Annotated in this window: 19 protein-coding genes and 1 pseudogene; 6 read left to right on the top strand and 14 right to left on the bottom strand. The window is 68.2% G+C overall.

What is annotated here, in order from left to right:
- Positions 1-110: 110 nt before the first annotated feature.
- A complete protein-coding gene (locus WS46_RS08005; protein WP_059525714.1) occupies positions 111-581 on the bottom strand; it encodes a universal stress protein in 471 nt (156 codons plus the stop codon).
- 319 nt (positions 582-900) lie between these two features.
- Here WS46_RS08005 and WS46_RS08000 point away from each other — a divergent pair, with 319 nt between their 5' ends.
- Positions 901-3,012, top strand: coding sequence for a PAS domain S-box protein (locus tag WS46_RS08000; protein WP_059690050.1), 2,112 nt, complete (start codon positions 901-903; stop codon positions 3,010-3,012).
- Positions 3,009-3,656 carry a response regulator transcription factor gene (locus WS46_RS07995; protein ID WP_059467935.1) on the top strand — a complete coding sequence of 216 codons (648 nt, stop codon included), beginning with the start codon at positions 3,009-3,011 and terminating at the stop codon, positions 3,654-3,656. The genes WS46_RS08000 and WS46_RS07995 overlap by 4 nt, the downstream gene beginning before the upstream one ends.
- Positions 3,657-3,707: 51 nt before the next feature.
- Here WS46_RS07995 and WS46_RS07990 read toward each other — a convergent pair.
- The 7 genes and pseudogenes from WS46_RS07990 to WS46_RS07960 all read right to left on the bottom strand — a co-directional run bounded on the left by WS46_RS07990 (position 3,708) and on the right by WS46_RS07960 (position 11,688).
- Positions 3,708-4,111 (bottom strand): annotated as a pseudogene (locus WS46_RS07990) (lysozyme inhibitor LprI family protein).
- A gap of 271 nt (positions 4,112-4,382) precedes the next feature.
- On the bottom strand, positions 4,383-4,712 hold the full coding sequence (locus WS46_RS07985; protein ID WP_059690049.1) for a DUF4148 domain-containing protein: 330 nt from the start codon (positions 4,710-4,712) through the stop codon (positions 4,383-4,385).
- A gap of 226 nt (positions 4,713-4,938) precedes the next feature.
- Positions 4,939-5,814: a PilZ domain-containing protein gene (locus WS46_RS07980; RefSeq protein ID WP_059690223.1), complete on the bottom strand. Its 876-nt coding sequence runs from the start codon at positions 5,812-5,814 to the stop codon at positions 4,939-4,941.
- Positions 5,815-5,892: 78 nt separating this feature from the next.
- Entirely contained in the window at positions 5,893-8,445 is a 2,553-nt protein-coding gene (locus WS46_RS07975; RefSeq protein WP_179949133.1) for a penicillin-binding protein 1A, read from the bottom strand.
- A gap of 198 nt (positions 8,446-8,643) precedes the next feature.
- Positions 8,644-9,651, bottom strand: a complete 1,008-nt coding sequence (gene lhpH / locus WS46_RS07970) for a trans-3-hydroxy-L-proline dehydratase (protein ID WP_059690047.1) — start codon at positions 9,649-9,651, stop codon at positions 8,644-8,646.
- 55 nt (positions 9,652-9,706) lie between these two features.
- Positions 9,707-10,828 carry a branched-chain amino acid ABC transporter substrate-binding protein gene (locus WS46_RS07965; protein WP_059690046.1) on the bottom strand — a complete coding sequence of 374 codons (1,122 nt, stop codon included), beginning with the start codon at positions 10,826-10,828 and terminating at the stop codon, positions 9,707-9,709.
- A 122-nt stretch (positions 10,829-10,950) separates the two neighbouring features.
- Positions 10,951-11,688, bottom strand: coding sequence for a FadR/GntR family transcriptional regulator (locus tag WS46_RS07960; protein ID WP_059690045.1), 738 nt, complete (start codon positions 11,686-11,688; stop codon positions 10,951-10,953).
- Between the two features lie 266 nt (positions 11,689-11,954).
- Here WS46_RS07960 and lhpI point away from each other — a divergent pair, with 266 nt between their 5' ends.
- The 3 genes from lhpI to WS46_RS07945 all read left to right on the top strand — a co-directional run bounded on the left by lhpI (position 11,955) and on the right by WS46_RS07945 (position 14,277).
- On the top strand, positions 11,955-12,890 hold the full coding sequence (gene lhpI / locus WS46_RS07955; protein WP_059690222.1) for a bifunctional Delta(1)-pyrroline-2-carboxylate/Delta(1)-piperideine-2-carboxylate reductase: 936 nt from the start codon (positions 11,955-11,957) through the stop codon (positions 12,888-12,890).
- A 182-nt stretch (positions 12,891-13,072) separates the two neighbouring features.
- A complete protein-coding gene (locus WS46_RS07950) occupies positions 13,073-13,480 on the top strand; it encodes a response regulator transcription factor (RefSeq protein ID WP_059690044.1) in 408 nt (135 codons plus the stop codon).
- A gap of 17 nt (positions 13,481-13,497) precedes the next feature.
- Positions 13,498-14,277, top strand: coding sequence for a helix-turn-helix domain-containing protein (locus WS46_RS07945; RefSeq protein ID WP_059525375.1), 780 nt, complete (start codon positions 13,498-13,500; stop codon positions 14,275-14,277).
- 18 nt (positions 14,278-14,295) lie between these two features.
- Here the strand turns inward: WS46_RS07945 and WS46_RS07940 are convergent, their stop codons facing one another.
- The 6 genes from WS46_RS07940 to WS46_RS07915 form a co-directional block, all read right to left on the bottom strand.
- Complete coding sequence (locus tag WS46_RS07940) at positions 14,296-14,649, bottom strand: hypothetical protein (RefSeq protein ID WP_059690043.1); 354 nt, start codon at positions 14,647-14,649, stop codon at positions 14,296-14,298.
- Between the two features lie 170 nt (positions 14,650-14,819).
- A complete protein-coding gene (locus tag WS46_RS07935; RefSeq protein ID WP_059525371.1) occupies positions 14,820-15,059 on the bottom strand; it encodes a hypothetical protein in 240 nt (79 codons plus the stop codon).
- Between the two features lie 16 nt (positions 15,060-15,075).
- Positions 15,076-15,366: a DUF1488 domain-containing protein gene (locus WS46_RS07930; protein ID WP_059525369.1), complete on the bottom strand. Its 291-nt coding sequence runs from the start codon at positions 15,364-15,366 to the stop codon at positions 15,076-15,078.
- Positions 15,367-15,481: 115 nt separating this feature from the next.
- Positions 15,482-15,880, bottom strand: coding sequence for a DUF488 domain-containing protein (locus WS46_RS07925; protein WP_059690042.1), 399 nt, complete (start codon positions 15,878-15,880; stop codon positions 15,482-15,484).
- Between the two features lie 130 nt (positions 15,881-16,010).
- The gene (locus WS46_RS07920) at positions 16,011-17,213 is read right to left on the bottom strand and encodes an amino acid aminotransferase (protein ID WP_059525365.1); all 1,203 of its coding nucleotides are present in this window, start codon (positions 17,211-17,213) and stop codon (positions 16,011-16,013) included.
- A 43-nt stretch (positions 17,214-17,256) separates the two neighbouring features.
- Positions 17,257-18,642, bottom strand: coding sequence for an amino acid permease (locus WS46_RS07915; protein ID WP_059525363.1), 1,386 nt, complete (start codon positions 18,640-18,642; stop codon positions 17,257-17,259).
- 320 nt (positions 18,643-18,962) lie between these two features.
- Here WS46_RS07915 and WS46_RS07910 point away from each other — a divergent pair, with 320 nt between their 5' ends.
- Positions 18,963-19,436, top strand: a complete 474-nt coding sequence (locus WS46_RS07910) for an Lrp/AsnC family transcriptional regulator (protein ID WP_006479071.1) — start codon at positions 18,963-18,965, stop codon at positions 19,434-19,436.
- Positions 19,437-19,479 lie beyond the last annotated feature (43 nt).

Below are 19,479 nucleotides of genomic sequence, written 5' to 3'. Positions count from 1 at the left end.
CGGCCGCGCGTCGATCGATGCCGCGGACGCACCGCCGCACCCGCCATCGCACCGCCATCCGCGCGGCGGCCGCCTGCCCGCCGCTCACGGCGCGACGCCGCACCGCCCCGTCACGCGGATGCCGCCGCGGCCGGCTCGTCGTGGCGCACCAGCAGCACGGGCCGATCGGCCGCGCGCAGCAGCGATTCCGCGACACTGCCGAGCAGCAGCCGGCGCAGGCCGTGCCGCCCGCTCGTGCCCATCACGATCAGATCGGCGCCGGCCTCGGCCGCCGTGCGCATCAGCACCGCGGCGATGTCCTCGCCGTACGCGTCGAGCGCGCGCACGGTGCCCGGCACGTTCCGCTGCGCGAGCGCCGCCTTCGCATCGTCGAGCACGGGCGTCGCCGCATCGGTTGCCGCCGCGTCGCCGTCGTGTTCGGCCGCGAAGCCCGCATCGACGTCGACGAGCTGCGGCCGGTGCTCGACGACATACGCGCACGTCACCTCGCCGCCGGACGCCGCCGCGATCCTGATCGCTTCATTCAGCGCGAGACGCGCACTCGGGCTGCCATCGAGCCCGACGAAAATCCGCTTGTACATGGTCCACCCTCCGACCGGGCGCGCGTCGCGCATCGCGCGCACGACGCCCCCGTCACCGCAAGCCGGCCCGATGCCGGCTCGCCTGCCGAACAGTCTGCCCCACGTGCCGACACGCCGGTTGACGCGTGTCAATCGCGGCCGGGACGCCCGCTGCACCGCCCGGCTATCTCATTTTTAGCTGACCCTATTACAAAAAACGCATAAAACGCGCACAATTTCATCTTGAAAATAGACGCCGCACGCGGCCGGTGCGATTTTTCCCGGTTATGCCGCGCCGCCCGAGTGCCACGGGCGGCCCCGACACCAGAATGGCCATCGAATGACCGCCAGTGGAACCCCGCCGCGTGACGCCCGAGGGCCCACGCGCTTCCAGATCATGTTACGCCAGCCGCTCGCGGCTGGCGTCGTTACGCTGTTCGCCGGCGCGGCGCTGTCGCTCGGCGTCGCGCTGCTCGTTCGCGAGCAGTGGCAAGGCGCCGTCCATACGCGCTTCGAGCGACGCACCACGCACGTGACGGCGATGCTGCGCCACGAGCTGCAAGCCGGCGTCGCCGTGCTCGAAAGCACGCGCGGCGCGTTCGCGCTCGCGCCGCAGATGACGCCCGAGCAATGGCGCCGCTACGCCGACACGCTCGAGCTCGACAGCGGGCGTTCGCCGATCCGGCAGTTCGGCTATGCGCCGCTGTCGCCCGCGGCGCGCAGCGCCCTCGCCGGCCACGCGCCGATGCCGGCCGGCCCGCTCGCGGTGGCGACGCTCGGCGCGCCCGTGTCGAGCTCGGCCGGCGTGCGCTTCGGCGCGCCGGATCGGGCCCCGCTCGCGCGCGCGCTGCGGACCGGCGATGTCGCTCTCGGCATCCATTCGGCCGACGACGACACCTCCCGCGATGCGCGCACCCTCACGCTGTTCCTGCCCGCGACGGCTTCGCAGCGCACGACCGCCGCACCGGCCGGCGCCCATGAAACCGGCGCCGACGGCGTGCTGTTCGCGCAAGTGAGCCCGAATCGCCTGATCGAGCGCGCGCTCGACACGGAACGCGGGCTCGACCTGCGGATCAGCGCCGGCGACGATCCTCGGCCGATCGCGAGCGCCGAGACGACGACCGACGAGGCCTCCGCGTCGCCCGACCTGATGCGGCGCACCGACCAGCTGATTTTCGGCGGGACCGTGCTGACGCTCGCCTATTCCGCGGACGGCCGCCCGAGCGCAACCGGCGCGCAGCGCGCGGCGGGCACGGTGCTCGCGGCGGGGCTGATCGCGTCGTTCGCGTTCGCGGCACTCGTCCATGCGCTGCTGCGCGGCCGCGCCGGCACCGCCGATACGGGCGCCAGCAGCCGCGGCATCCTGAACGAGGCGCGGATGATGGGCATCATCCGTTCGTCGATGGAAGCGATCATCACGATCGACGAGAAGCAGACGGTCGTGATCTTCAACCCGATGGCCGAGCAGGTATTCGGCGTGTCGGCGATGGAGGCGATCGGCGCGCCGCTGTCGCGCTTCATCCCCGAGCGGTTTCGTGCGGCACATGCGAAGCACGTCGACCAGTTCGGCGTGACGGGCGTATCCGAGCGGCAGATGGGCCGTCAGCGCGTGCTGTTCGGGCTGCGCGGCAACGGCGAGGAATTCCCGATCGAGGCGTCGATCTCGCAGATCCGCGACGCGTCGGGCAAGCTCTATACGGTGATGTTGCGCGACATCACCGAGCGGCAGCGCGCCGAGAATGCGCTGAAGCAGTCGCGCGAGGAACTGCGCGAACTGTCGGCGAACCTGCAGAACGTGCGCGAGGAGGAAAAGACCCGCATCGCGCGCGAACTGCACGACGACCTCGGGCAGCAGCTGACCGCGCTGAAGATGGATCTGTCGGTCATCGAGCAGCAACTGCGCACGCCGAATCGTGCGCAACCCGACGACGACGTGCTGTCGCAACTGCAGGGCATGCGCCGGCTGATCGACGCGACCGTCGCGTCGGTGCGGCGCATCGCAGCCGACCTGCGCCCCGTGATGCTCGACGATCTCGGCCTCGTGCCCGCGATCGAGTGGCTGGCGAACGACTTCACGAACCGCTACGGCATCGACGTCGAACGCCGCATCGAAACGGGCGGGCTCACGTTCACCAGCACCGGGGCGACCACGCTGTTCCGGATCGTCCAGGAAGCGCTGACGAACGTCGCGCGCCATGCGGATGCGACGCGCGTCGCGCTGCGGCTCGACATCGAGGAAGGCTTCTGCGTGCTGCGCGTCGCGGACAACGGCCGCGGCGCGGCACCCGGCGGCACCGCCCACGAGGACAAGTCGTTCGGCCTGATCGGCATTCGCGAACGCGCACACATGCTGGGCGGCAGCGTGACGATCGATACCGCGCTCGCGCGCGGCTTCTCGATCACGGTCGCGTTCCCGCTCGGCACCGTTCAACAGGAAACCACCCTCACATGATCAAGGTGCTCATCGCCGACGACCATACGCTCGTGCGCGACGGTCTGCGGCACATTCTCCAGAACGCGACCGCATTCGAAGTGGCCGGCGAAGCGTGCGACGGGCCGTCGACGATCGCGCTGATTCGTTCGACGCCCGCGCAGGTGCTGGTGCTCGACCTGTCGATGCCGGGCCGCAACGGCGTCGAGCTGATCAAGCAGATCAAGGACGAGAAGCCCGCGCTGCGCGTGCTCGTGCTGACCATGCATGCGGAGCAGCAATACGCGGTGCGCGCATTCCGCGCCGGCGCGTCGGGCTACCTGACCAAGGAAAGCGCGAGCGCCGAACTGGTCGGCGCGGTGACCAAGGTTGCATCGGGCGGCGTCTACGTGAGTCTCGCGATGGCCGAGCAGTTCGCGCAGAGCCTGAACGAACCGGCCGAGACGCTGCCGCACCAGCGGCTGTCCGATCGCGAATTCGACGTGTTCCGCCGGATCGCCGCCGGACAGACGCTGACCGAAATCGCACAGGCGCTGTGCGTGAGCGCGAAGACGGTCAGCACCTACAAGACCCGGATTCTGGAAAAGATGCAGATGCCGCACGAAGCGGCGCTGGTCCGCTACGCGATGCGGCACAAGCTGCTCGACGAAACGGACGACGTCTAGGCGCACCGTGCCGGCCGCGCGACGCGCGGGCCGGCTGGACGTTGCACGGTCTTACTTCCCCGGCACCGGACAGGCCAGGTCGCCTTCCTCGCAGGACAGATAACCCTTCAGCGTCTCGTTGCGCGTCCTGGTCAGATCGTCGAGGCAGGTCGACACGACCATCGGATACACGCTGCCGCCTTCGGCGTTCGCGCTGGAGAAGCTGCATTCGGCGTCGCGGTGGCGATCCACGCGCGCTGCGCGTTCACGAGTTTCTCCGCGAGCGGCTTCGCATCGCGCAGCCGTGCGGTGACGGCCTGGTAAGTGCGGTTCAGGTCCGCGTCGGATTTCTTGTACGCGCGATCGGCGCACGCCGTCATCGCCGCCTGATCCGTCGCGTCCGCACAATTCGCCTGCGCATGGGCAACGTTCGCCGTCAGCGCGAGCGCGCACAGCAGACCGGTCAAGACACGCATGGATGCTCCTGTTTGTTTTCGTTGAAGTCGTGGAACGTGATGCCGGGCTTGCCGCCGCGCCTCGGTGCGCGACCTCGCCGGCCGACGGGCGCGACTTCCGTCGCGGCCGCCGCAGCGTGGCAATGCCGACCGCGATGCTAGCGCACGCGCGATCGATTGTCAGCCCGCGCCACGCTTGCCGCGCACGCAAAAAAGCCTGCACTCGTCACGAGTGCAGGCTTTTCGGTACGGCTTTGCAGGCGGCCCGACGGCCGCGCGGCGAACGGCTTGCTCAGTGGCCGAAGTACACCGACGAACGATCGGCTGCTGCCGGCACGCTCACGCGCTGGCCCGACTGCGACGTCGCGACCGGGTTCGAGCCGTAGCCCGTTACGTCAGCCTGCGCACCGGTGTTCTGTGCCGCGGCGATCTTTGCCTGTGCGGCCTGGATGTTTTCCGGATAGTTCATCCAGTCGTTCGGGTTGTAGCCGGCCTTTTCGAGCTGGACCAGCTCGGCACGCACTTGCGCGCGCGTCAGCGGCTGCTGGTTCGATTGGGCGAACGAGACGATCGGTGCGGCCACCAGCGCGGCCAGTGCAACTGCCTTGATCAGCGATTTCATGATGCGTTACCTCCAGATTGTTTTGTCAGGCGCTTCGGACTCGGTAGTCGTTGCGCATGAATGAAAGTCTAGGAGGCCCGGCCATCAGGGTAAATACTTAAATCGCAAATTCACTGTTGACCGAATCCGTACAATTGCCGCGCATTCGGCTGAATCATCAGAGGATTATGGCCGGATCGGAACCCAATATGCGGCAGCATGCTGCGACGTTTGCCCGGTCAACGCATCAGCGGACCTGATCCGCGTCCGTGGCGGCCATGGACAGGTCGAACAGCAACGCCTTGAGGCGAATCCGGTCGTCGGCAGCCGTTTCGTCGAACGCCGCGTGGTGAAGCGCCCAGCCCGGCACCGCCGGATCGGCATGCACCGCTCGCACCGTGCCGTCGAGCGTGAGCAACGCGACATGGTCCCCATCCGTATACGGCAATTGCACGTGCAGCGGATCGCCGGCCGCCGCGAGCGCCCGGTCGAGCGCGATCGACAGCCCGCTCAGGCTGAGATCGCGAACGATCCCGATCCCCTCCGCCTGCACCGGCCCGCCCGTGCAGCGGGCCGCGATCCGTACCTGGACGCGCGGCTCGGCGCGCGTGCGCAGCCGGTCGACGAAGCCCGGCGGCGAAAGCACCATGAACGGCGCGGCCCCCGCTGCCTGCACAGCCTCGACCGTCGCACCGAAACGCGACACCGCCGACCGGCCGATCGCGACCGCCTCGACGTCGTCGCCGCGGGCAAAGTCGAGCACGACCGCCGGCTGCGGCTCGACGAACAGCGCACCCGATGCGCCGATCCCGATCAACCGGCAGCGCTGCAGCACGCGGGTCATGCCGACCCGTCGCCGGATGCCGATCGCGGCACCGGTCGATAGCCCCATTCGCATGGCCGCCGGCACGGTGTCGGATGCCGGCGCGGCGGGCTCGGCGTCATCGCGTCGGCGGACGGGCCGGAAATGATCGAACAGGAAAGCATGCTGCGCGGGATCGTGCAGCGTCGTGCCGGCGGGCAGCAGCGCGGCGCCGCCCGCATCGTAGAGATCGAAGCCGAGCGGAACGCCGGCGGAGACGTCGTCGCGCGCGAGCGCGACGTGATCGGTGATGAGCCGCATCGGAAAGGCGCGGAGCGGCCGCGCGAGCTGTCGTGACAACGGTATTACGGCAGCATCGCGCGAAATCTGAACGTCTCGTTACTCCGAACCGCTGGTCGCTCCGGGTGAAACCGGCGCCGCCGACGGAGCCGGTACGGCCGAAGGTACGGTCGGGGCGGAGCCGAGGCCCCCGCCGCCCGTGTTGCCCGCAGGCGTCGCGCTGCCTCCCGTCGCCGGCGGCTGCGCGGCCTGCGGTTGCGACGCGCCCGCCGACAGCGCGGCGGCCGATGCCGCCACCTCGGACGCCGGAACCCACTCCTCGACGATGCCGCCGGATGCCGCCTCGGGCGCCGACGCAGCCGACGCAGCCGACGCCGCGGCGGCGTCCGCCTCCGGCTGCCGCTCGATACGCTGCGTCCTGACGGGCGCCGGCGCCTGCTTCGGCTCGGGCCCGAACCAGCCGTCGAACAGGTCCGTCACGCGTTCGCGCACCGACGCGAACCAGCCGGGCGACGGCTCGGTATCGAATTTCAGCTTCGTGTCGACGATCCGGGCACGTTGCGCGCGCTGGAAGAAATCGCCCACGATCGGCAGCGCGCTGTGCGCGCCTTGCCCCCAATAGTCGCTGCGCAGCGTCACGCGGCCGTCGTCGAAGCCGACCCACGCGCCGGCCACCAGCCCGGGCTGCATCAGGATGAACCAGCCGTCCGCGTTGTCCTGCGTCGTCCCGGTCTTGCCGGCCACGTCGCCGCGAATGCCGAAGCGCGTGCGGATGCTGCTGCCGGTGCCGCGCGTCACCACGTCGCGCATCACGCCGAGCAGCGTCTTGTCGGTCTCGGCGTCGAGCGCGCGCTCGGGCGGCGCCGGCGCGTACTCGGCGAGCACGTCGCCCTGGCGGTTCTCGATGCGCGTCACCATCTGCGGCTCGACGTACAGGCCGCCGTTCGCGATCGTCGCGTACGACGCGACCATCTCCTTCAGCGTCACCGGGCTCGTGCCGAGCGCGAGCGACGGCACGCGCTCGAGCGGGCTTTCGCGCACGCCCATGTCGCGCGCGAGCCGCGCCACCGCCGCCGGTCCGACCTTCTCCATCACCTGCGCGGTGATCCGGTTGCGCGACAGCGCGACCGCGTCGCGCAGCGTCATCGGCTTGCCCGACGGCGGCGCGTCGTCGTTCGGCCGCCAGATCTCGCCGCCCTTCAGCGGAATCTCGACCGCCTGGTCGATGAAGGTGTCGTCCGGCTTCATCCCGTTCGCGAACGCGACGCCATAGACGAACGGCTTGAAGGTCGAGCCCGGCTGACGCCGCGCCTGCGCGACGTGATCGAACGGCTCGTTCGTGAAGTCGCGGCTGCCGACCCACGCGCGAATCTGCCCATCACGCGGATCGATCGCGACGAAGCCGGCCTGCACGTCGGTCTTCGCCTTGCACAGCGCGCGCATGAAACCGCGGTCGGCGGCGAGCTGCTTCATCGCGACGGCATCGTTCTTGCCGGCATCCTGAGCGGCCTTGTACTCGGGCGACTCGCGCATGAAGGCGCGGAACACCTCGTTGTCGGTGCCGCAGCCGTCGCGGCCGCTCCACGCGTTGTTCGCGATGCCCTGCAACTGGTTCGCCTGCAGCGTCAGCGCCTGGGTCGCCATCTGCTGCAGCCGCGAATCGATCGTGGTGCGCACGATCAGCCCGTCGGAATAGATGTTGTAGTCGTTGCGGTCGGCCCAGCCGATCAGCCATTTGCGCAGTTGCTGCGCGAAGTGCGGCGCGGGTCCCGGCGGTTCCTTCTGGCGCTCGAAATCGATGCGCAGCGGCCGGCGCTGCAACTGCGCGAACTGCGCCGGCGACAGCTTGCCGTACTTGACCATCTGGCCGAGCACCGTGTTGCGCCGCTGCAGCGCGCGCTCGGGGTTCAGCACGGGGTTGTAGTAGCTGTTGCCCTTCAGCATCCCGACGAGCGTTGCGCTGTCGAGCACGTCGAGCTCGTCGGCCGACTTGTCGAAATAGGTGCGCGCGGCCATCTCGACGCCGTACGCGTTGTACAGGAACGGCACCGTGTTCAGGTAGGTCTCGAGGATCTGGTCCTTGCTGTACACGGCCTCGATCTTCAGCGCGGTGATCGCCTCCTTCACCTTGCGCGTGAGCGTCGGCGCGCGGCCGATTTCGTCCGGATACAGGTTGCGTGCGAGCTGCTGCGTGATCGTCGAGCCGCCCTGGCGGCTGCCCGAGAACGTATGGAGCGCGGCCGACGCCGTGCGCTTCCAGTCGAGGCCGTGGTGCTCGTAGAAGCGATGATCCTCGGTCGCGATCAGCGCGTCGACCATGTGCGGCGAGATCTGCTTGAGCGACACCCATTCGCGGTTCGACGGCTTGAATTCCGCCAGCACCTTGCCGTCGGCGGACAGCACCTGCGCGGGCTGGTCGACGCGCGCCTTGCGAATGTCGCCGATGCCGGGCGTGAACGGAATCAGCGCCAGCACGTACAGCACGAACAGCACCGGTACGGCGGCGGCCGCGCGCAGCACGCCGCGGCGCGTCGGATGACGGAGATGGTGCCAGGCACTGGCCAGGACACGCTTGACGGGCACGGCGGCAGCGGCCGCGACGGGTTGGGCGCGCGCGACCCATTTGGCACAGAGGTCACGCACTGACGACACGTTTCGGCGATTCACGCGGGTGGGGGATCTGCTGGAAAGGCTGCATCGTACCAAAACTCGCGCGGCCCACCGGCCGGCGGCCGTCCCGGGCCCGCGCGAACGGTGCCGGATCGCGCATTTTTACAACAAAAAAGGCGCGCGTCCCGCAACGGGACCGCGCGCCAAACCTGGTACAACCCGGGGGCCGTGCGCCGTCGTTCAGCGCACGAGAAAACCGTAGGTCAGCGGATCGCGCTCGTCGACGATCCAGTTCGCGAACCCGCAAATATGCGCGCTGCCCTCCACTTCCGCAATCACGGCCGGGATGTCGCCGACCGTCGTCTCGCGCAGCACGCGTCCCTTGAACACCGTGCCGACGATCGACTCGTTGACGAGCGTGTCGCCGGCCGCGAGCAGGCCGCGCTGGTACAGCTGCGCGACGCGCCCGCCGGTGCCGGAGCCGGTCGGCGAGCGGTCGACCTCGCGATCCGCGAACACGCAGCAGTTCGCCTGCGTCGAGTCCGGATGGCGCGGCGCGTTCGCGATGATCGTGCCGTAGATATGGTTGATTTCGGGGATCTCCGGATGCGCGACCGGATATTTCGCGTTCGCGGCGACCTTCACCTCGGCGCCGAAGCGGATCAGCTTTTCCACCGCCGCTTCGCGCACCGGCAGGTCGAACGGCGCGCCGTCGACGTAGAAATAGAACGCGCCGCCATACGCGATGTCGCCGGTCACGGTGCCGAACGACGGCGTGTCGACCGACACGTCGCGCTGCCAGATGAACGACGGTACGTTGACGAAGCGCACCGGCCCCGCGTGTTCGCCGTCCCATTTCACGAACGCCTCGATGAAGCCGCACGGCGCGTCGATGCCGACGCGTGTCTCCGGCACGGTGCGCTGCACCCAGCCGAGCTCGACCGCGGCGGTCGACAGCGCGATGACGCCGTGTCCGCAATGGTCGCTGTAGCCTTCGTTGTGCACGAATATCACGCCGAAATCCGCGTTCGCCGACACCGGCTCGGTGAGGTAGCCGCCGTACATGTCGGCGTGGCCGCGCGGCTCGAACATCAGCGCCGTGCGGATCTCGTCGGCGTTCTCCTTGAGCCATGCGCGGCGCTGGACGATCGTGTCGCCGGGCAGGCGCGGCAGGCCGCTCGTGACGATGCGGAAGGCTTCGCCGCCGGTATGGACCTCGACGGTGGAAAGGGATCGGGAAATTTTCATGGAGGATCGAAGACGTGAAGACGAAGGACGGCGCCGCGGCGCCGTCCGGTGACGGTTACTTCGCGTACGGCTCGGGCAGGCCGTTGCGGATCACGTAGACGGTGGTCGGCGCGCCTTTCAGGTCGCCGCGTTCGTCGAACGAATAGGTGCCCGCGACGCCCGCGTAGTTCGACTTCGCCAGTTGCGCGATCAGCTTCGCCTTGTCGGTGGTCGTGCCGGCCTTGACCATCGCGTCGGCAAGCAGCTTCATGCCGTCGTAGTAGTTGACGCCGTAGACCTGCGTGTCCGTGTGATAGGTGTCGTGGTATTTCTTCAGGAATTCGCGGCCGGCCGGCGTCTTCTCGAGCGCGACGCCGCCCTGCGCGCAGTAGACGATCGACGCGGCCTCGCCCGCGACCTTGCCCATGTCGGCCGAGCAGATGCCGTCGCCGCCGAGCAGCTTCGCGCGCAACCCGCGCTGCTTCATTTGCTTCGCCATCGGCGCGCCCTGCGCCGCATAACCGCCGAGGAAGATCACGTCGGGATTGCTGGCCTTGATCTTGGTGAGAATGCCGAGGAAATCGGTCGCCGACGAGTTCGTGTATTCCTGGTCGACGATCTTGATCCCGTTCGCCTTCGCGACGTTCATGAACTGCTCCGCAACGCCCTGCCCGTACGCGGTGCGATCGTCGATGACGGCAGCGGTTTTCGCGTTCAGCGTCTTCGCGGCGAAGGTCGCCATCGTGCCGCCGAGCTGTTCGTCGCTCGCGCCGATCCGGAAGATGTTCTTGAAGCCCTGCCGCGTGAGCGCCGGGTTCGACGCGACCGGCAGGATCGGCACGCCCGCGTTGCTGTACACGCGCGACGCCGGAATTGCGACGCCCGAGTTGTACGGCCCGAGCACCGCGACGACGCCCTTGTCGACCAGGTTCTGCGCGACCTGCACGCCCGCCTTCGGGTCGGCCTGGTCGTCCTCGGACACCAGCTTGAACGTGACCGTCTTGCCGGCCACCTTCACGCCGGCCTTGTTGAGCTCGTCGACGGCGAGGCGCGCGCCGTTTTCATTGTCCTTGCCGTTCGCGGCCTGCGGGCCGGTCAGCGGTGCCGAATGGCCGATCATCACGACTTCCTGCGCGTGCGCGGAAGTCAGCGCGCCGGCGGCAACGGCCACCGAGAGCGCGGTAACGAAGTGTCGCATGGTTGTCTCCTGATTGGTTTTGTGTGGAACCAATGTAGGACACAAGTGGTCCACTTGCAAGCAATTTCAAAATGATTTTTGCGCTTCTGGTCACTTTCAAGACCAGACTGACGTGATGCCCGTCATTTCGGCGTGATGTCGCGCCGCACACGAAGAATGTGCTGTTCGACGTAGAAGGCGGCCGCATCGGCGTCGCCCGACACGATCGCCTCGTAGATCAGCCGGTGCTCGGACACGTAGAGCCGGATCCGGCCCGCGTCGTAGATGCCGTCGTCCTTCAGCCGCTTCCACAGCGGCTGGTCCATCGTCTTCGCGACTTCCTCCGCGATCTTCACGATCAGCGCGTCGCCGGTCATCAACGCGAGCTGCCGATGGAACAGCCGGTCGCTCTCGTTCCACAGCGCCCGCTGCTGCGGATCGTCGATGTCGGCGATGGTTTCCATCTGCGCGAGATAGCCTTCGGCGACGGGGTCGGCGCGCCCGTGCGCGGCGGCGAGGCGCGCGATCGCCGGCTCGAGGATGAGCCGCACGTCGAGCGTCGACGTCGGGCTGAAGTCGGCGTCGGGCACGCTGTGCGTGTCGCCGCGCTGCGCGAGCACGTCGAGCGGCGCCGACACGACGTAGGTGCCCGAATTGCGCTTCGTGAACACCAGCCCCTCGTTCTGCAGCGCGCCGAGCGCCTCGCGCACGGCCGGCCGGCCGACCTGGAACAGCGCCGCGAGTTCGCGCTCCGACGGCAGCCTCGAATCGGCCGCATAGCGCCCCGCGCGGATCTCGTCGCGGATCTTCTCGGCGACCTGTTCGTAGATCTGCAACGGCCGGAAACCGGCTTCGAGCGATTCGGGACGTGCGGACATCATCTTGGGCTCCTGCCCGGTCGGGTGGTGGACGGGGAAACGGGTTCGCACTATACCGGAGCGATACCGGCGCCGGTGTGCGCGACGCCCATCTGGACGGATATTAGAACCAAAATCGACCGTCTGCTGGCTTTTCCGGCTTGCCTGTCTGCGGGCAACTGGTATAGATTCGATCCAGAATGACTGCCATCTCGATATTCGGCAGCCTCCGGGGCGAGCGCGCCATGCGCACGTCGTCCCCGCCCACCGACACAACACCGACCGACACGATGACCGCTCTCTCCCGGATTCCCGCGTTCGACGCCGCCGAAACGGCCGCGCTGCTCGATTACCCCGCGCTGCTCGCCACGCTCGCACACACCGTCGCCGAATACGCGGCGGGCGAGTTCGTCAGCCCCGAACGCCTGGTCGTGCCGCTGCAGGCGGGCGGCGTGATGCTGTCGATGCCGTCGAGCGCACGCGACCTCGCGAGCCACAAGCTCGTGAACGTGTGCCCCGGCAACGGCGCGCGCGGACTGCCGACGATCCTCGGCCAGGTGAGCGCATACGACGCGACGACGGGCGCGCTGCGCTTCGTGCTCGACGGCCCGACGGTCACCGGACGCCGCACGGCAGCCATTACCGCGCTCGGCATCCAGGCGCTGCACGGCGCCGCGCCACGCGACATCCTGCTGATCGGCACCGGCAAGCAGGCGGCCAATCACGCGGAAGCGCTCGCGGCGATCTTCCCGGACGCGCGTCTGCACGTGCGTGGCTCGCGCGCCGACAGCGCGGCCACGTTCTGCGCCGCGCACCGCGCGCAGGCGCCGCAGCTCGTGCCCCTCGACGGCGACGCGATTCCCGATGCGATCGACGTCGTCGTCACGCTGACGACGAGCCGCACGCCCGTCTATCGCGAAGCGGCGCGCGAAGGCCGTCTCGTGGTCGGCGTCGGCGCGTTCACCGCGGATGCCGCCGAGATCGACGCCGACACCGTGCGCCACAGCCGGCTCGTCGTCGACGACCCGGCCGGCGCGCGCCACGAGGCCGGCGACCTGATCGTCGCGCAAGTCGACTGGCAGCAGGTCGCGTCGCTCGCCGACGTGCTGCGCGGCGCGTTCGAGCGCAGCGGGCCGCTGCTGTTCAAAACGGTCGGCTGCGCCGCGTGGGATCTGGCCGCGTGCCGCACGGCCCGCGACGCGCTGGACGCGCGCGCGGCCGGCTGATTCCGCGGCGGCGGCCCCCGATCCGCCCCGCCTGCGCGGGCCGCACCCGGTGTCGCCCGCACACAGCCTCGCCACTTTCCCGTACGCGTTGTAGGAAACGCCCTACAACGCGTCGCAGCGGCCTACACAAACTTCCAATTCGGCCGATTTCATTTTCGGCGGCGCAACACGATACTGCCGGCATGAATGCCAGCCTGTCGCCCGCCGTCGCACTCCGGGTGTTTCTCGTCGATCACGCCATTGCCGTCCGGCAACGGATCGCGCTGCTCGTCGGCGCGATCCGCGGCGTCGTGGTCGTCGGCGAGGCGGAAGACGGCGAGGACGCACTGACGCACATCCGCGGCAGCCACGCGGACGTCGTGATCGTCGACCTGCGGCTCGCTGACGGCAGCGGTCTCGACCTGATCGGGATGCTGTCGAAGGCTGCGCCGCGGATCGTCACGATCGTGCTGACGAACCACTCGGCGCCGGCATTCAGGGAGGCATGCGCGACGGCGGGCGCCGACTATTTCTTCGACAAGACCGCCGAATTCGACGCCGCATGCCACGTCATCGAATCCCTGGTGCGCGCTCGTGCGCACCGCCCCTGACCGAGCCGGAGTGACTCATGTCCACAGCCACCGCCTGCGCCGCCGACCCATCCGTCGCGCCTCGGCCAACGATTCCGCTTCCCGCGATCTCACGTAACGACGGCGCGAAACATCCCGCCGCGCGCTGCTCGGCTTGCCTGATGCGCTCGCTGTGCCTGCCGCCGCACCTGACCGCCGCCGAATACGGCCGCCTGGACGCGATCATCTGTTCGACGCGCCAGGTTCGCCAGGGCGACGCGCTGTTCCGAACCGACGATCCGTTTCACAGCATCTACGCCGTGCGCGCGGGCTCGTTCAAGACCGTGATGATGCATCGCGACGGCCGCGAGCACGTGACCGGCTTCCAGATCGCCGGCGAAACGCTCGGCATGGACGGCATCGGCGGCGGCCAGCACTGCTGCGACGCGATCGCGCTCGAGGACAGCGTCGTGTGCGTCATCCCGTTCGGCGCACTCGAGGCGGCGTGCCGCGAAATGAAGCCGATGCAGCATTTCCTCTACCAGATGCTGAGCAGCGAGATCGTCCGCGAGTCGAGCCAGATGCTGCTGCTCGGCACGATGTCGGCCGAGCAGCGCGTCGCGCATTTCCTGCTGAACCTGTCGTCGCGCTTCGAGGCGCGCGGCTATTCGGCATCGGAATTCAACCTGCGGATGACGCGCGAGGAGATCGGCTGCTATCTCGGCATGAAGCTCGAGACCGTCAGCCGGATGTTCTCGCGATTCCATCGGGATTCACTCGTCGAAACGCGCGGCAAGCGCGTGCGGATCATCGACGCACAGGCGCTCGCGCAGGTGTGACGCACGGCGCGTCGCGCATCATGGCGCGGGGGCGCCTGGCGTAGCCGCGTGCAGTGCGACCGCTTCGGATTCGCCCGCCTGCCATGCGGACAGTGTCTGCTCGGCCCGCGTGAACACGCGGCCAAGCACGTCGACCAGGTCGTCGCCGGTGCTGCACGGCAGCGATACCGGCGAGCGGCCGCGCGTGGTCAGCTCGAGCCGCACGTCGTAGGCCAGGCCGCCGTCCATGCGCGGGCGCGATTCGATCACCAGACGGCAATCCTCCAGCCGTGCGCGGAATCGTTCCAGCCGCACCAGCTGCACCCCCGCTTCTGCTTCCAGCGCGGCGGAACCCGCGAATCCGACGCAGACGATCTGCATGCCCACGCCCATGGCGCTCCTCCTGACGGGGTCGCCGCTCGTCGGCGGCGTTGCCTGTTCCTGTGTCTCCGTGCCTCGGTGTCCCGCGCGCGGCACGATCCTGCTTCACGCAGCGCGATGACGGCCGCGGCTATTACTGCCCTGGCAGCGTTGCATTCGCACCGCCATCGGCACGATGCGCTTCATACGTTGAATGTCTGCGACGCCTTCATTTCGATCCATGTCATCCCGGCCCGCAACCCTTCGATCGCCGCCTCGTGCTCGGTCGGGTACGCATGACTGTGCTCGAACGTGTGGTGAAAGCGCGCCGGCCCGTTGCCGTGCTCGACCGTCACGCGGCATCGGAATTCGCCGGATTCGCACTGCCGCGTCTCGATCTCGACCGACCAGTCGCGCTCATGAATCGTGCCTTGCAGTGTCATGCATCCTCCTGCGGAATCAGTCATCCATCCGGAAGTGACCGCTGTGCAGCAACACCGGCCGGCCGCCGATTTCGTCGAGCATCCGTCGTGCCATCGCCTCGATCGCCGACCGGTGCGCTTCGAACGCATGCAGCAAATCCCGTTCGAGCAGCGACGGCGCGCCGAAATGGTCTTCCAGCGCTTCAGCCGTGATCGCGCACTGCACGCAGCGGCCGTCGACCAGCGCCGAAAACGCGACGACCAGATCGCGTGCGCAATATTCGGGCGGTTCCGGTGGAAAGGCTATCTGCATCTGTCCGCCTGTCATCGTCGGGACGATTCATGACGTGAGCATAACGGCCCACGCCGCCGCACGCTTGACCCACGTCAACCGGCTCGCTGCGCCGCACGAGGCGGCTCACCGTCGTGCCGCCCGACGGGGTTCAGCCCGCATCCGTGACGAGCGCCGCGCCGCGCTCCGCGAGCAGTTCGCGCAGCACGCTGCGATGGCAGCGGCGCTCGTCCTCGCAGTAGCAGCCGATCGAAAACGCGCTCGTCGCCGACAGCGCGGCGAGCAGGTCCAGCACCTTCGGCGCGTCGCCATGCGCCATCTCCGCGCGGAAGTGGCGCGTGAACGCGCGCCATTCGGCGTCGGTTTCGGCGGCCTGCGCCTGCGCGACCAGCTCAGGGCTCGGCGACAGCGTCGGCAACCACACATCATAGTAGTCGCGCGATGCGAATTCCGCCTTCGGTACGCCGCGCGGCGGTCGCCGCACCGTGCCGATCCTCAGGCCCTCGCCGGCCGCGCGCGGCGTGCCGAGCCGTACGATTCGAATAGCCATGCCGCTCCTTCATCATGCGTTCGATCCGCCATCGTACCGCCGCGCCGCGGCCGCGCAAGAAAAAACCGGCTGTCTCCGCGAGGGAAACAGCCGGTTTCGGCGATGCGATTGGGCGCCCGCGGGCGCGCCGTCAGACGCCGCTCTTCAGCACCTTGCCGATCGCGTCCGCGACGATGCCGACGTTCGAATCGTTCAGCCCCGCGACGCACATGCGCCCCGAGCGCAGGATGTACACGCCGTGCACTTCGCGCAGCGCTTCGACCTGCGATTCGGTCAGGCCCGTGTACGTGAACATCCCGCGCTGTTTCACGTAACGCGTCAGCGCTTCGCCGCCGACGTGGTCGCGCAGGCCGTCGTGGATCGACTGGCGCATCCGCGCGATGCGGCGGCACATCGCGGCGAGCTCTTCTTCCCACTGCTTGCGCAACGCGGGCGTGTTGAGCACGGTCGCCACGACCTTCGCGCCGTAGGTTTGCGGGTTGCTGTAGTTCGAGCGCACCGCGCCGGCCAGCTGGCCCAGCACGCGCTCGGCCGCGGCCGCATCCTCGCAGACGACGCTCAGGCCGCCGACGCGCTCGCCGTACAGCGAGAAGTTCTTCGAGAACGAGTTCGCGACGAGCGTCGGCACGCCGCGGCGCGCCAGTTCGCGCACCGCGAACGCGTCCGCGTCGAGGCCCGCGCCGAAGCCCTGATACGCCATGTCGACGAACGGCAGCAGCCCGCGCGCCTCGATCACGTCGATCAGCTTCTCCCACTGGCCTTCGTCGAGATCGACACCGGTCGGGTTATGGCAGCACGCGTGCAGCAGCACGATGCTGCGCGCCGGCAGCGCGTCGATCGCCGCGAGCATCGCGTCGAACTTCAGGCCGCCCGTCGCTTCGTCGTAGTACGGGTACGTGTTCACCGTGAAACCCGCACGCTCGAAGATGAAGCGGTGGTTTTCCCAGCTCGGATCGCTGAGCCACACCTGCGCGTCCGGGAAGTAGCGCTTCAGGAAATCGGCGCCCACCTTCAGCGCGCCCGAGCCGCCGAGCGTCTGCACGGTCGCGATGCGGCCGGCCGCGCGCGCCGGGTGATCGGCGCCGAACACGAGCGCCTGCACGGCATCGCGATACGCGGCAAGGCCGACCATCGGCAGATAAGGCTTCGGGCCGAGGTCGCGCTGCAGCGCGGTTTCGGCTTCGCGCACGGCACCCATCACGGGAATCCGGCCTTCGGCATCGAAATAAATGCCGATGCTCAGGTTGACCTTCTGATCGCGCGGATCTTTCTGGAAGTTCTCGTTGAGCGTCAGGATCGGATCGCCCGGGTACGCGTCGATGTGTTCGAACATGGCTATGTCGGTCTCGTTTGGAAGAATGGTCGTGATGCCCGTGTCAGCCGGCGGACGCGCCGTCGCGGATCGCGTAGCCCGCATTCTTTTGCCGGAAGCGATACCCGATCGCGAGCACCGCGAGCCATACGGGGATCAGGTACACCGACAGGCGGAGATCCGGCGTCAGGTACATCACGACGAGAATGCCGGCCATGAACGCCAGGCACAGGTAATTCGTGAAAGGATAGCCCAGACTGCGGAAGGAAGTCTGCTCTCCGGCGATGCGCTTGGCTTGGCGGAACTTCAGGTGGATCAGCGTGATCATCGCCCAGTTGATGATCAGCGCCGACACGACGAGGCCCATCAGCACCTCGAACGCCTTGCCCGGCATGAAGTAGTTGACCAGCACGCACGCGCCGGTCGCGAGCGCCGACGCGCCGAGCGCGGCGAGCGGAATGCCGCGCTTGTTCACCGAGCACAGCACCTTGGGCGCGTTGCCCTGCTTCGCGAGGCCGAACAGCATCCGGCTGTTGCTGTACACGCCGCTGTTGTAGACCGACAGCGCGGCCGTCAGCACGACCACGTTCAGCACGTTGGCGACCACGTTGCTGCTCAGCGCGTGGAAGATCAGCACGAACGGGCTGCCGCCGGTGACGACCTTTTCCCACGGATACAGCGACAGCAGCACCGCCAGCGCGCCGATGTAGAAAATCAGGATGCGGTAGATCACCTGGTTGGTCGCGCGCGGAATGCTGTGCTTCGGATCGTCGGCCTCGGCCGCGGTGATGCCGATCAGCTCCAGCCCGCCGAACGAGAACATGATCGCCGCCATCGACATCACGAGCCCCGACACGCCGTTCGGGAAGAAGCCGCCGTGCTGCCACAGGTTCGCGATGCTCGCTTCGGGACCCGCATGGCCGCTCGCGAGCAGCCAGCCGCCGAAGCCGATCATCCCGACGATCGCGGCGACCTTGATGATCGAGAACCAGAATTCGGTCTCGCCGTACGATTTCACGCTCGCCAGGTTCAGGAGGTTGATCGCGACGAAAAACACCAGCGCCGACACCCAGGTCGGCACGCCGGGCCACCAGTACTGCACGTAGATCCCGACGGCCGACAGCTCGGCCATGCTGACGAGGATGTACAGCACCCAGTAGTTCCAGCCGGACAGGAAGCCGGTGAAGTGGCCGACGTACTTGTCGGCGAAGTAGCTGAACGAGCCGGCGACCGGCTCGTCGACGACCATCTCGCCGAGCTGGCGCATGATGAAGAACGCGACGACGCCGGCCACCGCGTAGCCGAGCAGCACGGACGGGCCGGCCATCTTGATCGTCTGCGCGATGCCGAGGAACAGCCCCGTGCCGAGCGCGCCGCCGAGCGCGATCAGCTGGATGTGCCGGTTCTTCAGCCCCCGCTTCAGGCCGTCCTTCTCGTTTCCAGAAACCATGTCTTCTCCATTCTGCCCGCCTCCGCCGGAAGCGGTGCGGCGCGCCTCGGTGTGCCGGGCGCTGTTTTGCTGTGCCGGCGGCCGTTCGTGGAGCCGCCGGGTTGGGGGACTGCAATCTTCGCGCGGCGACACCCGTTTCCGGTCGGCAGGCCCGCCAGACCGGCCGCCGACCGTCGCCCTCGCCCGCATTGCTGCGGGCGCACACGAAAATCCGGCGTCAGTTTAGCGTCGCGGCGGCGAAATCGGGTTGCGTAACCCGCTCATGCAAACCCTACATTATGAGATAAGATTGCATCCGGGAGACAGATGAGGAAACAAAAATGCCTGAACCGGTTCTCGATCGCATCGATCGCCACTTGCTGTCGGTGCTGCAGGAGAACGGCCGCGCGTCGAACCTCGACCTGGCGAAGGCCGTCGGCCTGTCGCCCGCGCAGACGCTGCGACGCCACCGGCGGCTGGAGGAAATCGGCGCGATCCGCCGTTACGAAACCCGTCTGTGCCCCGACACGCTCGGGTTCGGCGTCACCGCGTTCGTGCACGTGACGATGGAGCGCGGGCATATCCGCGACCTGTCGAAGTTCCAGAAGCTCGTGTCGGATCTCGCGCAGATCCAGGAATGTTTCTCGGTGACGGGCGATATCGACTACGTGCTGAAAGTCGTCGCGCACGATCTGAAGGGGCTGTCCACGTTCCTGCTCGAAACGCTGATGCGGATTCCCGGCGTGAGCGGCGTGCATTCCAGCGTGTGCCTCGACGAGATCAAGTGCACGAGCGCGATGCCGGTGGAAAGCTGACACGGTGCCGCGCGACCGCCCGGTCGACGCAATGCCCGGCCGC

Source organism: Burkholderia sp. RF4-BP95, from assembly GCF_001521985.1.
Taxonomy (GTDB): Bacteria; Pseudomonadota; Gammaproteobacteria; order Burkholderiales; family Burkholderiaceae; genus Burkholderia; species Burkholderia diffusa.
Note: the sequence above shows the minus strand (reverse complement) of the source record. Positions and strands in the feature narration are given on the sequence as shown.